Source organism: Nonomuraea diastatica (assembly GCF_004349015.1).
Lineage (GTDB): Bacteria > Actinomycetota > Actinomycetes > Streptosporangiales > Streptosporangiaceae > Nonomuraea > Nonomuraea diastatica.
This window is the reverse complement of sequence record NZ_SMKP01000016.1, coordinates 50254-64298: the sequence shown is the minus strand read 5'-3', so window position 1 is coordinate 64298 and position 14045 is coordinate 50254. Positions and strand designations below refer to the sequence as shown.

Annotated in this window: 14 protein-coding genes and 1 pseudogene; 10 read left to right on the top strand and 5 right to left on the bottom strand. The window is 70.4% G+C overall.

Features of this window, described 5'->3' with window-relative positions:
* Nucleotides 1–48: 48 nt before the first annotated feature.
* Genes E1294_RS08225 through E1294_RS08210 form a run of 4 tightly spaced genes read left to right on the top strand, consistent with a single transcriptional unit; the run spans nucleotide 49 to nucleotide 5272 of the window.
* Nucleotides 49–1380 carry an ABC transporter substrate-binding protein gene (locus E1294_RS08225; protein WP_132506406.1) on the top strand — a complete coding sequence of 444 codons (1332 nt, stop codon included), beginning with the start codon at nucleotides 49–51 and terminating at the stop codon, nucleotides 1378–1380.
* The gene (locus tag E1294_RS08220; protein WP_132506404.1) at nucleotides 1380–2294 is read left to right on the top strand and encodes a carbohydrate ABC transporter permease; all 915 of its coding nucleotides are present in this window, start codon (nucleotides 1380–1382) and stop codon (nucleotides 2292–2294) included. Before E1294_RS08225 ends, E1294_RS08220 begins: the two co-directional genes overlap by 1 nt.
* Nucleotides 2291–3100, top strand: coding sequence for a carbohydrate ABC transporter permease (locus tag E1294_RS08215; RefSeq protein ID WP_132506402.1), 810 nt, complete (start codon nucleotides 2291–2293; stop codon nucleotides 3098–3100). Before E1294_RS08220 ends, E1294_RS08215 begins: the two co-directional genes overlap by 4 nt.
* Nucleotides 3101–3103: 3 nt before the next feature.
* Entirely contained in the window at nucleotides 3104–5272 is a 2169-nt protein-coding gene (locus E1294_RS08210; protein WP_132506400.1) for a family 43 glycosylhydrolase, read from the top strand.
* Between the two features lie 238 nt (nucleotides 5273–5510).
* Here the strand turns inward: E1294_RS08210 and E1294_RS08205 are convergent, their stop codons facing one another.
* Nucleotides 5511–5858 carry an alpha/beta hydrolase family protein gene (locus E1294_RS08205; RefSeq protein ID WP_132506398.1) on the bottom strand — a complete coding sequence of 116 codons (348 nt, stop codon included), beginning with the start codon at nucleotides 5856–5858 and terminating at the stop codon, nucleotides 5511–5513.
* Between the two features lie 57 nt (nucleotides 5859–5915).
* On the opposite strand from E1294_RS08205, the gene E1294_RS08200 reads away from it, so the two are divergent.
* Nucleotides 5916–6557, top strand: coding sequence for a TetR/AcrR family transcriptional regulator (locus E1294_RS08200; protein ID WP_132506396.1), 642 nt, complete (start codon nucleotides 5916–5918; stop codon nucleotides 6555–6557).
* On the opposite strand, the gene E1294_RS08195 is transcribed toward E1294_RS08200, so the two are convergent.
* Nucleotides 6554–7162, bottom strand: a complete 609-nt coding sequence (locus E1294_RS08195) for a copper chaperone PCu(A)C (protein ID WP_132506394.1) — start codon at nucleotides 7160–7162, stop codon at nucleotides 6554–6556. The two genes, E1294_RS08200 and E1294_RS08195, sit on opposite strands and share 4 nt — an antisense overlap.
* 181 nt (nucleotides 7163–7343) lie before the next feature.
* Here E1294_RS08195 and E1294_RS08190 point away from each other — a divergent pair, with 181 nt between their 5' ends.
* Nucleotides 7344–8666, top strand: a complete 1323-nt coding sequence (locus tag E1294_RS08190) for an MFS transporter (protein WP_132506392.1) — start codon at nucleotides 7344–7346, stop codon at nucleotides 8664–8666.
* 474 nt (nucleotides 8667–9140) lie between these two features.
* Entirely contained in the window at nucleotides 9141–10067 is a 927-nt protein-coding gene (locus E1294_RS08185) for a hypothetical protein (RefSeq protein WP_132506390.1), read from the top strand.
* A gap of 363 nt (nucleotides 10068–10430) precedes the next feature.
* Here E1294_RS08185 and E1294_RS57070 read toward each other — a convergent pair whose 3' ends face one another.
* Nucleotides 10431–10553: a hypothetical protein gene (locus tag E1294_RS57070; protein ID WP_281284387.1), complete on the bottom strand. Its 123-nt coding sequence runs from the start codon at nucleotides 10551–10553 to the stop codon at nucleotides 10431–10433.
* A 28-nt stretch (nucleotides 10554–10581) separates the two neighbouring features.
* Nucleotides 10582–10993: pseudogene (locus E1294_RS08180) on the bottom strand (RidA family protein).
* A gap of 117 nt (nucleotides 10994–11110) precedes the next feature.
* Here E1294_RS08180 and E1294_RS08175 point away from each other — a divergent pair.
* Entirely contained in the window at nucleotides 11111–11557 is a 447-nt protein-coding gene (locus E1294_RS08175; RefSeq protein WP_181958467.1) for a DUF4383 domain-containing protein, read from the top strand.
* 176 nt (nucleotides 11558–11733) lie between these two features.
* The gene (locus E1294_RS08170; protein ID WP_132506388.1) at nucleotides 11734–12159 is read left to right on the top strand and encodes a hypothetical protein; all 426 of its coding nucleotides are present in this window, start codon (nucleotides 11734–11736) and stop codon (nucleotides 12157–12159) included.
* A 90-nt stretch (nucleotides 12160–12249) separates the two neighbouring features.
* Here E1294_RS08170 and E1294_RS08165 read toward each other — a convergent pair whose 3' ends face one another.
* A complete protein-coding gene (locus E1294_RS08165) occupies nucleotides 12250–13254 on the bottom strand; it encodes an MBL fold metallo-hydrolase (protein WP_132506386.1) in 1005 nt (334 codons plus the stop codon).
* Nucleotides 13255–13369: 115 nt separating this feature from the next.
* Here E1294_RS08165 and E1294_RS08160 point away from each other — a divergent pair, with 115 nt between their 5' ends.
* Nucleotides 13370–14044, top strand: a complete 675-nt coding sequence (locus E1294_RS08160; RefSeq protein ID WP_165977163.1) for a TetR/AcrR family transcriptional regulator — start codon at nucleotides 13370–13372, stop codon at nucleotides 14042–14044.
* The last annotated feature ends 1 nt before the right edge of the window (nucleotide 14045 follow it).

The following is a 14045-nucleotide window of genomic DNA, read 5'->3' as shown; positions in this document are numbered from 1 at the left end:
ACCAACGATGTAGAACGGGGCAACATCACATGGGCAGGAGTGATTCACATGTCCCTGGAGAGCCTGACCCGGCGACGCGCGCTCGGCCTCGGCCTCGGCGCGATGGTGCTCGCCGGATGCGGCGGGGGCGGCGGCCCGAAGCAGGCGGCCCAGGAGTCGAGCGGACCGGCCACGGCGGCGCCCACCAGCTACACGGGCCCCACGGTGTCCCTCGCCTTCTGGAACGGGTTCACCGGTGGCGACGGGCCCTTCATGAAGCGGCTCGTCGAGCAGTTCAACAGCGCCCACCCGAACATCAAGATCACGATGAACGTCTATCAGTGGTCCGACTACTACTCGAAGGTGCCCGCGGCGGTGTCCGCCGGGCGGGGGCCCGACCTCGGCATCATGCACGTCGACAGCGTGGCCACCAACGCCGCCCGGCAGGTGGTGTTGCCGCTCGACGACGTGGCCGCCTCGCTCAGCCTGACCGAGGCGGACTTCTCGCCGCCCGTCTGGCAGGCCGGCGTCTACAAGGGCGCGCGCTACTCCATCCCTCTCGACGTGCACCCGCTCGGCATGTTCTACAACAAGACCGTCCTGTCCAAGGCGGGGCTCGACCCGGACAACCCGCCGAAGACCGGCGAGGAATACCTGGCCGCGCTGGAAACCCTGAAGAAGGCCGGTGTGCAGGGCCACTGGGCCACGCCGTTCCCCTTCACCGGGAGCATGCAGTTCGGCAGCCTGCTCCACCAGAACGGCGGCCGGCTGTTCGCCGACGACGCCGGGGTCTCCCGCTTCGCCGAGGAGCCCGGCGTGCAGGCGCTCACGTGGCTGGTCGAGCTGGTCAACAAGGGCTACAGCCCGAAGAACGTGGGCCAGGACGCCGACTTCATCGCCCTGCAGAACGGCAAGGCCGCCTTCAACTGGAACGGCATCTGGTCCATCAACACGCTCCGGGAGCACAAGGACCTGGAGTGGGGCGTGGCGCCGCTGCCGCAGATCGGCACCGAGCCCGCCGCATGGGCCGGCTCACACCAGTTCGTGATCTTCAAGCAGCGCCGGCCCGACCAGAACAAGCTGACCGCCGCCAAGGTCTTCATCAACTGGATCAGCGGTCACTCCATCGAGTGGGCCAAGGCCGGGCAGGTGCCCGCGCGCAAGACCATCCGCGAGAGCGCCGAGTTCAAGGAGCTGAAGGAGCAGGCGGCGATCGGCTCCCAGATCGACCACCTGTACTTCCTGCCGCCCGTGGCCGGCATCGGCGACGCCTCCGCGGTGGTCGACCAGGCCGTCAGCGCGGCGATCCTGCTGAAGAAGAGCCCCAAGGACGCCCTCACCGAGGCGGCGGCCAAGGCGGACAAGGTCCTGGAGCAGAATCGGAAGAAGTACGGCGCCTGATGGTCTCGCTCACCCTGAAGGGCGCCGCGTCCCGCACGGCCACCGTCGTTCCCCGGTCGGGACAGGCCACCCCCTACCTCTTCCTGGCCCCCTACCTGCTGCTCTTCGTCGTGTTCGTGCTGGCTCCGGCGATCTTCGGGATCTGGATCAGCCTGCACGACTGGGACTACCTACTGGAGGCCAGGCCGTTCGTCGGGCTGGACAACTACACCGCCCTGCTCGACCCCGCGTCGGCGGTCTACGCCGACTTCTGGATGTCGATGCGGGCCACCGGGATTTTCACGCTGTTCAGCGTGCCGTTCCTGGTGGTGCTGCCGCTCGGGCTGGCGCTGCTGCTCCACCGGCCGTTCCGGGGGCGGACGTTCTTCCGCGGGTTGTTCTTCGCGCCGTACGTGCTGGGTGTGGCCGTGGTCAGCCTCATGTGGCGGCTGCTGCTCGACCCGAACCTGGGCCTGGTCGACTGGCTGCTCGGCACCGACATCGGCTGGACGACCTCGTTGCCCTGGGCGTGGATCGCGCTGGTCGGCGTGACCGTCTGGTGGACGATCGGCTTCAACGGCGTGATCTATCTCGCGGGCATGCAGGACATCCCGCGCGACCTCTACGACGCGGCCAAGGTGGACGGCGCCGGCAGGTGGGCCGAGTTTCGCCACGTGACGCTGCCCGGCCTGCGGCCCGTCGCGTTGTTCGTGGTCACCACGACGATCCTGGCCTCGGCCAACATGTTCGGCCAGTCGTACCTGCTGACCCAGGGGGCGCCGGGCGGTGAGACCAGGACGGCGATCTACTACATCCTCGACCAGGGTCTCAGCCAGTACAAGATGGGCAGCGCCGCGGCCATGAGCTACGTGCTGACGCTCGCCCTGATCCTCGTCAGCGTGGTCAACTTCCGCCTGTTCAGGAGGCGCTCGTGAAGCGCTACACGCTGCTCGCCGCGCTGGCCGTGGTGTTCGTGGCGCCGCTGTTGTGGGCGCTCGGCACCTCGCTGAAGAGCCAGTCGGAGGCCACCAGGATGCCGCCGACGTTGTTCCCCACCGAGCCGGTCACCAGGGCGTACGGCACCCTCTTCGAGGGCACGACGCAGACGCCGGTGCTGCGCTGGTTCGCCAACAGCCTGATCGCGGCCACCCTGCACATGCTGCTCGTCCTCGCGGTCTCGTCGCTGGCCGCGTACGCGCTGGTCAGGCTGGAGTTCCGGGGCAAGCGGCTGATGTTCGCCGTCATCGTCGGCACGCTGCTGGTGCCGGGTTTCGTCTTCCTCATCCCGCAGTTCCTCATCATCGACCAGCTGGGCTGGCTCGACAGCCTGACCGCGCTGATCGTGCCGGGCGCGGCGGGCGCGTTCGGGGTGTTCTTCCTGCGCCAGTTCTTCCTCGGCCTGCCCCGCGAGCTTGACGAGGCCGCGCTGGTCGAGGGGGCCAACCACTGGCAGATCTTCACCAGGATCACGTTGCCGCTGTCGAAGCCCGCGCTGGCCACGCTCGCGGTGCTGAGCTTCCTGGCCAACTGGAACGACTTCATCTGGCCGATCTTCGTGATCTTCAGTCCGGAGTACTTCACGCTCCCGCCAGGGCTGTCCATCCTCCAGGGCGCCTACACGATCGACTACCCGGTGATCATGGCGGGCGCCGTGCTGGCCAGCGTTCCGGTGCTGATCCTGTTCGCGCTGACCCAGCGTTACGTCATCGAGGGCATCTCCCGCAGTGGGCTGAAAGGCTGATATATGCATATCGCAGCGGTTGCCTCGCTCATCCTGTCGCTGGTGGGCAACCCGTCCTATGGCAATCCCGTGTCGCGGGACTTCGCCGACACCTTCGCCGACCCCGCCGTGATCCGCGGGCTCGACGGCTACTGGTACTCCTACGGCACCTCCGACCCGCTGCGCGAGGGCGAGGGCGAACATCACCGCCTGCCCATCGCCCGCTCCAGCGACCTGGTGGAGTGGACGTACGTGGGCGACGCGTTCGGCGAGGGCGACCTGCCGTCGTACGCGGATCCGAGCACCCTGCTCTGGGCGCCGGACGTCCGCTATCTCGACGGCCGGTACGTCATGTACTTCACGGTCACCAACTCGGCGAGCACGCCGCATGAATGGGACTACTCGATCGGGGCCGCCACCGCGCCCACGCCGGCGGGGCCGTGGACGCCCGCACCCGAGCCGGTGGTTGCGCCGCGCCCGTCCGGCGGCGCGTACTGGAACACGATCGACCCCGCGCAGTTCACGGACGTGGACGGCGGGAAATACCTCTACTTCGGCGGATTTTTCGGTGGATTGTGGGTTACTGAGCTGTCCGCGGACGGTCTCCAACCCGTCGGCCGGCCGACCCAGGTCGCCGTGGACAACAAGTTCGAAGGCTCGTACGTCGTGCGCCGCGACGGCTACTACTACCTGCTGGCCTCGTCGGCGAACTGTTGCGCCGGCCCCACCACCGGCTACTCGGTGCTGGCCGGGCGCGCCACCAGCCCGCTCGGGCCGTTCACCGACCGGGAAGGTCGGCCTCTGCTCGCCTCCCGCGCCGGCGGCACCCCCGTGCTCACGCAGAACGGCAACCGCTGGATCGGCACCGGCCACAACGCCCAGCTCACCGACCTGGCCGGGCAGGACTGGATGGTGTACCACGCGATCGACCGCTCCGACCCGTTCCTGGACGAGCCGTACGGCGTCAACGAACGGCCCATGCTGCTCGACCGGCTCGACTGGATCGACGGCTGGCCGGTCGTCCGCGCCGGAGCAGGACCGTCCGACCACTCCTCCGAGCGGCCCGTCACGCGCGGGCCCGTGGACGAACGGTTCTCCGGTGACCTGTCCGGGTGGCGCGACACCGGAGGCTGGGCCGTACACGGCGGATACGCCCGGCACACCGGAGGTGAGCAGGCGACGCTGACGTCCAGGAAGGGACTCGGCGGCGACCGCCGGGCCGAGACCGACCTCCGGCTCTCCGCCGCGCGGCCCGGCGACGCGGCCGGGCTGCGGATCGGGGCGGCCACCGCGGTGGTGTCGGGCTCCGGCCTGACCGTCGCGGCGGGCGGCGATCGCCGCACGGCCGCGCTGCCGGGAGGCGCCGCCACCTGGCGGAACCTGGCCGTCACGGTCGAGGGCCGGACGATCACCGCCGAGGTGACCTCGGCCAGGCTCGGCGATCCCCAGGCCGCCGTGAGCCTGGACTCGCCCGTCCCGCTGTCCGGCGCGTTCGGGCTGGTTGCCAAGGGTACGGCGGAGTTCGACAACGTCAGCGCGGCCCGGCTCGCCAAGCCGGTCACCCGCATGGCGCCCGCCCCGGAGCCCGGCAGGAAGCTCGACGCCGACGAGTTCGGCACCCTGGACCGCGCCTGGCGGTGGGTGCGCGAGAACCCCGCCGCCCGCGTCGCCGGCGGCGCGCTGCGCTGGCCGGTGCAGGACGGCGACCTGGTGGGCACGGGCAACACCGCGAGCGTGCTGCTGCGCACGCCGCCGCGCGGCGACTACATCGTCGAGACCAAGGTGACGCTCGACCTGGGCGAGGGCACCGTACGCAACCACCAGCAGGCCGGGCTCGTCGCCTACGCCTCCGACGACGACTTCGCCCGGCTCTCCCAGGTGGCCATCTGGAACACCCGGCAGGTGGAGTACGGTCGCGAGCTGCCCTTCGCCGACCGGCTGTCGTACGGCGGGAACATCGCCGGAGCCCCGGCGAAGACGACCTGGCTCCGGCTCGCCCACCACGTGGACAGGGAAACCGGGGAACACGAGTTCCGCGCCGGGTCGAGCCGTGACGGCAGGACGTGGACGTGGGCCGGGGTGTGGACGTTCGGCAAGGACACGTCCCCGCGCATCGGCCTGGTCGCCCACGGCGGGGCGCAGCCCGCGGTGGAGGCCGCGTTCGACTACGTCCGCTTCTACCGCACCCGCTGATCCGGCGGGTTCGGCGCCGCCCTGCTGGCCAGGCGGGGCAGACGCTGCCGGCGGGCGGGCCGCCGGCACGTCGCACGGGGGGCGTACGCGTGATGTGGTCAGGCGTGGAGCTCGGCCCGCAGGAACGCCGCGACCCGCGCCTGCCACTCCCGCGCCGACTCCAGCATCGCGGTCAGCTCGTGCGACCCGTGCACGTGCCCCGGCCAGCAGGTCACCCGGGCCGGAACCCCCGCCTTGGTCAGCGCGCGGGCGTACGACTCGGGTCGCGGTGGCGCAGCTCGCCGAGCCACCACCCGCCCCCGTGGACGTAGACGTGGCAGGGCAGCGGCCCGGGACGTTCAGGCGTGTAGCCGCGCACCGTGATGCGCCCGCCGTCGACCTCGATCTCGTGGTCCGTGACCGTCACGGGCGGCGCGGGCCGCGCCACTGTGGCGGCCCGCTGGTCCATGCCGCGATGGATGGCGGCGCGCCGCTCGGCGACCGGGGTGGACGCGTCCGGTAGGTGCTTACGGGCTTCCTGGATCCGGGCCAGCATCGGGACGAGCTCGGGAAGCACCGGCCCGATGGGTGGCCCGGTCGGCGACATGGCAGCCCTTCGTTATAGTGACTGGAAGTTTCAGTCACTGTATCGAAAGGGCGGCGGATGGTCGAGGGCGTTCGCGAGCTGAAGAAGCGCGAGACCAGGCGGCGCATCGCCGAGACGGCCCTGCGGCTGTTCGCGGGCCACGGTTTCGACGCGGTCACCGTGGCGGAGGTCGCCAGGGCCGCGGGGGTGACGGAGAAGACGGTTTTCAACCACTTCGAGACCAAGGAGGACCTCGTCTACAGCGAGGACCGGGCCTTCGAGGCGGAGCTGCTGGAGGGCGTACGCACCCGGCCGGCCGGGGAGCCGGCGCTCGCCGCCGCCGAGCGGTTCCTCATCGGGCGTTACCGGCGCCTCGCGATCGACCCGGCGTCGGGGGATCGGGCGCGCATGTTCGCGACCCTCGTCGCGGCCAGCCCGGCGCTGCGGGCCCGCGAGCGCCGGATCCACGCCCGCTACGCCGACTCCCTGTGCGCCCTGCTCGCCGCGGAGCAGCGTGCGGTGCCCGACGACATGCGTCCCCGGCTCCTCGCGGAGGCGCTGATGGTCGTGCACAGGGAGTCGCTCGCCATGATGCGCGCCGGCCTGCTGGAGGGCATGCCCGGCGACGAGTTCGGGCCGCGCGCCGTCGCCGCCGCCCGCCGAGGCCTGGCCCTGCTGGCCGGCGGGTTCGCCGGCTACGCGGCCCGCCGGCCCGGCTAGGGCGTCGTCACCCCGGGCTCGCGGGGGCCCGGTGCGCCGGTGCCCGTGCCGGTGCCTGGCGACGTCGGCGCCGGGCTCGGCGGGGCGGTGCCCGGCGGGCTCGGCGGGGCGGTGGCAGCGGACGTGGGCGACGGCGGGCCCGCCGGCGACGGCGCCAGGTTGGCGAAATGGCCTGTTCGCGGCTTGACCGGCACGGTCACGCGTAGGGGAGGCGCGCCGCTGAAGGAGAACGTCAGCGGCACCGCGCCGCCCCGGATGCCGTCGGCCGTGGCGAGCGGCTGCTCACCCGTGCCGACGGGCTGGTCGGGCGGCAGGGTGACGGGGCCGGGCAACCGCACCGAGCCGCCCCCTTCGACGGTGATCCGTTCGAGTCGCAGCGGCCTGTCGCCGGCATTGACCAGCACGCCGTACAGGGGGAACTGCGGCGGCGGCTTGGCCGGGTCGGCACCGCCCAGGAGGAAGGCGTTGCGCAGGCGTACCCCGCCCTGCCCGTCGGCGTTCGTGCCGTCGTTCTGCGGATGCCACTGCACGGTGTCGATACCGAGCTTCGCGCACCCGGTGGCGGCCAGCGCCACGGCGACCATGACAGAGACGATGGGACGCATCGCACCCAACCCCCTTCGGCACCTCCGTCGTCGCCCGGTCGCTACCCGTGACGACCCCGCCCAACCGCCGCCCGCCGCGAACCCCCCGCGGGCACGGGGAATCGGCGAAAGGAGCCTGATGACCATCGGCGAGGCGTCCTGTAGCGTCGCGGGTAACGCGGCACTACCGGAGGAGCGGTAGATGGCAGAGGACCAGCGACTCGACGCGACAGATCAGCAGAAGCGACGGCAAGTGGTCCGGGCGGTGATCGCCGCCGCCGTCGGCACCTCGATCGAATGGTACGACTTCTTCCTGTACGGCTTCGCCGCCAGCACCATCTTCGCGGAGCTGTTCTTCCCCACCAGCGACCCGACGACCGGCCTCCTGCTCGCCCTCGGCACCTACTTCGGAGGGTTCGCCGCCCGCCCGATCGGCGCCGCGATCTTCGGCCACTACGGCGACCGCATCGGCCGCAAGGCCACCCTCATCATCACCCTCATGACCATGGGCGTCGCCACCGCCCTGGTCGGCCTGGTGCCCACCTACGCGCAGATCGGCATCTGGGGCGGCATCCTGCTGACGCTGCTCCGCCTGCTCCAGGGCATCAGCGTCGGCGGCGAATGGGGCGGGTCCGTGCTCCTCGCCACCGAGTGGGGCAAGACGCGCGGCGGCCGGCGCGGGTTCCTGGGCAGCTGGCCGCAGTTCGGTGTCCCGGTCGGGCTCGTGCTCGGCTATCTCGCGCTGCAGGTCTTCCAGCCGCTCGACCCCTACTGGGGCTGGCGCATTCCGTTCCTGCTCAGCATCGTGATGGCCGGGGTCGGCCTCTACATCAGGCTCGGCATCCTGGAGACGCCGGTCTTCACCAAGGTCCTGCGGGAGAACAAGGTCGAGCGCGTCCCCGTACGCCTGGTCATCGTGAAGAACTGGCGGGAGATCGTGCTGAGCGCCCTGCTGCGCACCGGTCAGCAGGCGCCGTTCTACATCTTCACCGTCTTCATCCTCACCTACGCCACCAGGACGCTCGGCTTCGAGGCGAGTGACGTCTACCTGTACGTCATCGTCGCGGGTGTCGTCTCGCTGCTCACCGTGCCGTTCTGGGGCTACATCTCCGACGTGGTCGGCCGCCGGCGGCTCTACATCATCGGCGCCGCGGCCATGGTGGTCTGGTCGTTCGTCTACTGGCCGCTGCTCGACACCCGCGTGCCCGCGCTGGTCTTCCTGGCCATCGTGGCGGCGGCGCCCATCCACGACATCCAGTACGGTCCGCAGGCCACGTTCATCGCCGAGAGCTTCACCGGGCGGTTACGGTACAGCGGCGCCTCGCTCGGCTACCAGCTGGCCTCGGTCACGGCGGGCGGGCCCGCCCCGCTGATCGCCGTCTGGCTGTACGCCACCTATGAGAGCTCGTTCGCCATCGCCGTCTACATGGCGATCTGCGGCCTGATCAGCGTGGCCGCCGCGTTCGCGCTCAAGGACCGCGCCCACATGGACTATGCGGTCGAGTACGACGAAACCGGACCTTAGGGCCTGTACGGAGTTGGATCAGAGGGATTTCGCCTCCGCTTCGCCCCTGGCGCGTCAATCCTCAACAGCCCCCAATTCCACCAAGGCGTGCGCCAGACGGCCCGCTGAGCGGCGGCGGGCCTTCCAGGCTGGCCCGTGTCGAGGGACGCGCCGAACTTCTCGGCGTTCAGCATTGGCACTCTCCAGGACCACGCCCCGGCCTTGAGGCCATCACACGCGGCCGTGCTGTTCGGCGATCAAGGGATGAGGAGCACGAGAGCATGGAAATCCGCGTTCTCGGACCTGTTGAGGCCCGTCGAGACGACGCCTGGCCCTGGCTGACGGTTCCCTGGTCCGGCCAGGGCAGGGTCCCTGACGGCGCCGCCGGCATGCTTCGACGATCCTCGAAAGGAGGCCTCGTCCGGCGCGTCCGGCCCTAGGGTCGCGTGGGAAGCCGTACGGCTCGCCGAGCGGGGGAAGGAATCCGACATCACCATGACAGCGAGTCCCTGCGCGCGCTGCGGAGCTCCGGTCCTGGCCGACAGGCACGCGCCGGGATGGTGGGTGGACCAGTGGAACGGGCGGCACTGCGGGGGCGACGCCCGCTTCCCGCACCAGGCGCCGCAGAAGAAGCCGCGGAAGAAGCAGGGTCACACGCTCTGGATCGTCGCCGGCTGCGTGGCCGCCGTGGCCGTGCTGGCGGCGGCCGTCGTGGTGGTCGTCGTGCTGAACCGGGGGCCGGACGAGCCCGCGGTGGCGCAGGTGGCGCCGACCCGGCCGAGCACGCAGGAGAAGGAGCCCAGCGCGACGCCGGACCGGCCGAAGGCGGCCGAGGCTCCGGTGCCCTGCGAGCCGGGCAAGGAACGCAGCCGCTACTGTTTCCCGTCCACGACGCGGGGAGCCGGCTTCCTGGCCCGCATCGAGAAGGCGATGAAGTGGCGGTGTTACGAGGCGGGGGAGAAGGACCGCTCCGGCCTCAAGCTGAGCAACGCCGAGTGCCAGGCCGTCAACAGCGTCGACCAGTCATACACGAAGCGCGTCTCCATCGGCTACGAGACCCACGACCGCGAGAAGGGCGGCGCCATGAACGAGGTCAAGGTCGTGGCCTCGACGCACGCCGAGAACAGGGGCACCACCGTCAAGAACACCGCCGCCCTGGCCACCGACGCCTTCGAGATCGCGGTGATCCACCTGTGGCCCGGCAACAAGAAGCTGCAGAACGAGGCGAAGCAGGCCCTCGTCAAGGCGCAGCGCCAGTGCAAGCCCGACCACGACCCGCAGTCGGTGCCGCTTTCGATCGGCTACGAGGTCGGGTGCGGGACCCCCACCCCCATCGTGGTGACCAGCAAGGAAGGCAAGCCGGTCATGACCATCACGCAGTCGCTGGACATCGCGATCCCCTACGACTACGGCTGGGACTGACTCGCGGGGTCAGACAGGCCGACCACGAAGCCCTCGTCCTTGACCCCAGGTACGCCGCCGGGCGGAACCGCCGCTTGCCTCCTCGATGACCGGGATGTACTTCGGGTGGAGCCGAGCGGCAGCCGGTAGCCGTTCCTGACCGTGGAAGCTCCCGCAGGTGCTCCATCTCCTGGTGGCGTTGAGCGGAAGTCCCGGCGACGATCGCGGTGCCTCCGCCGCCCGCCACCTGGCCGGTGAGCGCCAAGATGTCCGAGATAAGCTCGATCGATCCTGCGAGGGAGCCGCCGATCAGCTCCCCGACCTCGGCGTCGCCGCCGACGTCGATCACCGCGGGAGGCGGCGCGAAGCCGCGCCGCGCGGGGGTCAGAGGACGAGGAGGTTGATGACGATCGTCAGCAGGATCGACAACACGATCGATATCGCGATTATGGTCAGGCACCCGGCCCATCCCCCGAGGGGCCGGACGTCCCAGTTCCCTAGGCGCATCACCGGCGCCTACCCGTGCCCGGCCAGGCTAGACGTCACCGATCACGGCGACCGCTTCGACCTCGACGAGCTGGTCGTCATAGCCCAGCACGGTGACGCCCAGCAGGGTGCTGGGCACGTCGTGCGCCCCCATGTACTCCCGGTAGACCCGCCAGGCCGTCACCAGGTCGGCCTGGCGGGCGGACGCGACGTAGACCGTGGTCTTGACGATGTCCGTCAGCGCCGCCCCCGCGCCGTCGAGCGCCGTGACGAGGTTGCGCATCACCTGGTGGGCCTGTTCCGCGCAGTCGCCCGGCGCCACCGTCGTGCCCTTGGCGTCGAGAGGGCACGCGCCCGCCACCCAGAGGGTGCGCAGCGGGGCGTCCACGAGTCGAGGCGTAGGCGTATTCGACGTCCTGCGCCAGCCGGTCGTTGCGGATCAGTCTGACACCCGTGCTCATGGCCTCTCCAGCGCTTGGGATCTCGTGCACCGCCACACGATACGCGAGCCCAAATGAGTGCGACTTATCCGCCCGCGCGAGGGTAGCGGAAAGGCGTCAACGTCAAGGAGGCTCACGATGAGTACTGCGCACAAGTCGGTGACGCGCTCGCCCGTGCAACTCGCCGCGCTGGTCGTCGGCCTGGTGTTCCTGCTCGTCGGTGTGCTCGGCTTCATCCCGGGCATCACGACAAACTACGGCGATCTCCAGTTCGCCGGCCACCACTCCGACGCGATGTTGCTCGGCATCTTCCAGGTGTCGATCCTGCACAATATCGTGCACCTGCTCTTCGGCATCGCCGGTGTCACGCTGGCTCGCTCGTGGTCGGGCGCGCGCGGCTACCTGATCGTCGGCGGGATCATCTACCTGGTGCTCTGGTTGTACGGGTTGCTCATCAACCAGGACAGCGCCGTCAACTTCGTTCCGGTCAACACCGCCGACAACTGGCTCCACCTGGTCCTCGGCGTCGGCATGATCGCGCTGGGGGTGCTGCTGACCCGCGGTCGCGCCGCGGTCTCGCGCTGACCGACGGCGTCGATGGGGGTGAGGGACGCCCCGGCGCCCCTGCGCGCCCGTATATGAGTAACTATATGGGGATTATTCACGTCCCCTTCCTCGGTGGGCGGGAGGCATGCTTTTCCTGTGCTCACCAGAGGGGAGGGGCCATGCTGCGAGCCACTGAGCAGCCGCATAATGCCCGCATGAGTCCGGACGTCCTGTCCGGGAACCGGGTCCTGGCGTTGCGGGACGGTTTGGCCCTGCGGGTCGGATGGGGCGGTGACGAGCAGAAGGTGACCTGGCAGTTGTCGGCGACGGCGTCCGCGGTGCCGAGCGCCCGGCGGATGGTCGCGACCCGGCTGCGGGCGTGGGGGCTGCGGGACCGGGTCGAGGCCGCGGGGTCGCTGGTCGGCGTGCTCGTCGACGAGGCGCTGTGGCACGCTCCCGGCAAGATCATGATCAGCTTGTCCGCCGAGGACGGGTTGTGCAGGTGCGAGGTCGGACAGTGCCCCGTTCCGGTTGGCCGGGGGCGGGACCTGCTCGACCGCCTGGCCTGCTGCTGGGGTGTCGCCAGTACGGCGGGCGGTGAGGCCGTCTGGTTCGAGCTTCCCGCAGCCGGGCGTTCCTGACCCCCTCCGCACCTGGGCCGGGGCCGGCCTGACCGGTCCCGGCCCTCGTGTCTGTCGCGCGGTGTCGCCGGGAGACGACCGCCGCCGCCGTCAGGAGACCTTCTCGCAGATGCGATAGGTCATCATCACGCAGATGCGGTGGAGCTGACGGCACAGGCCGAGGAAGTCCGCGTGCATGGGCGCCGGAGGGCTGGGGTAGGCGTCGAGCCTGGCCGCGAACTCCGGGTCCAGCCCGTCGGCCCACGGATCGGTGCAGCGGGCGTAGACGTCGTCGATCGGGACGCCCGCCTGGTAGGCCGTGCTCACCTCCTCCTGGAGCCGTTCGAGGTAGGCGAGCAGCGCGTCGATCGCCTGCGGCCCGTCGCCGATCGGGCCGTGGCCGGGGACGATGGTCTCCAGCTCGGGCAGGCCCGCCTTCATCGCGCGCAGCCCCTGGATGTACGGCACGGGACCGCCCTGCAACATCATGTGCGACGAGCCCGCCGCGCACAGGAAGTTGCCCGTCCAGGCGGTCCTCGCCGACGGGACGTAGACGATCGTGTCGCCGGGGCCGTTGCCCGGCCCGAACCGGTGCAGCTCGACGGTGGTGTCGCCCAGGTCGATCTCGGCGTAGGTGTCGAAGACGACGTCCGGCAGCCGCCAGGCGGTGAAGGCGTCGAACTCGGCCTCGGCGCCGTACATGTTCCTGGAGCGCATCTCCTTCTCGTAGGCCAGGTCGTGCATGTTGTCGCGGTTCTCCCGCGAGGTGATCACGGTCACGTCGTCGGGGAAGGCGATGTTCCCGAACGTGTGGTCGCCGTGGTAGGTCGTGTTGGCCAGGTAGCGCAGCGGCCGGTCGGTCACCTCCTTCGCCACGCGCTGGACCTGCGCGCCGATCCCCGGCGTGACACCGGAGTCGATGACCAGCGACGCCTTCGTGCCGAAGACCACGCCGTTGTTGTCCTTGGGCGGGACGGTGGCCATGAGCGCGTGGACGCCCGTGCCCAGTTCCTGTGCCCGCAGTTCCAGGCCGACCGGGCTGAGGTTGGGGCCGTAGTACTCCGGCGGGCGTTCCCTGATCTCGCGGTCGAGCAGGTGGTGGGAGAGCTCGGACATGAACGGACTCCTGTCCTCGTGGCCGCCGCGTGCCGGCGGCGTACTCCCAGATATTAAACAATCGATCGATTAATATGCAACCATGGAGCTGAGCGACCGCCTACCATCGGTCGGTGTGAGCACCACGACGGGCAGGCCGCGCCGCGCGGGACGGCCGCGCAAGGAAGACGCCAAGGACACGCGGGCCGTGCTGCTGCAGGCAGCACTCGACCTGTTCGTCGAGAAGGGCTACGCCGCCACGTCCGTCCGCATGATCGCCCGCGCCGCCGGGCTCAGCGACGCCGGCCTCTACGGCCACTTCGCCGGCAAGCGCGCGATCTACGACGAGCTGCTGGCCTCGGCCGGTCCCGGCGCGGTGGGGCAGGTGATCGCGGAGCTGTTCCCCGACCCCGGGGCGACGCCGGACGACCCCGAGGCGTTCCTGCGCGGGTGCGTCGCCCGCGTGATCGAATTCTTCGAGGAGCCGGCCGCGCGCAAGTTCAGCCGGCTCCTGCTGCGCGAGGAGATCGCCGACAACCCCGGCGTCGTCAACGAGATGATCTCCCAGGGCACACGAATGCTCGGCCCGATCTTCTCCCGGTGGGCCGAGCACGGCCTGCTGACGCCACGCGTGCGCGTGCGGCTGCTCGCCGGTGAGGTGGACGGCGGCGAGCTGGCATGGGAGCTGCTGTCCCCTCTGGTGTTCATCCGGCTCACCTACCTGCACGGCCCCGATGACCTGCACGACGAGGGCAGGCGGCGGGCCGCCTCCCACCTGGAGCTCTTCCTCGACGCGGCCGTCCGCCGCTAGG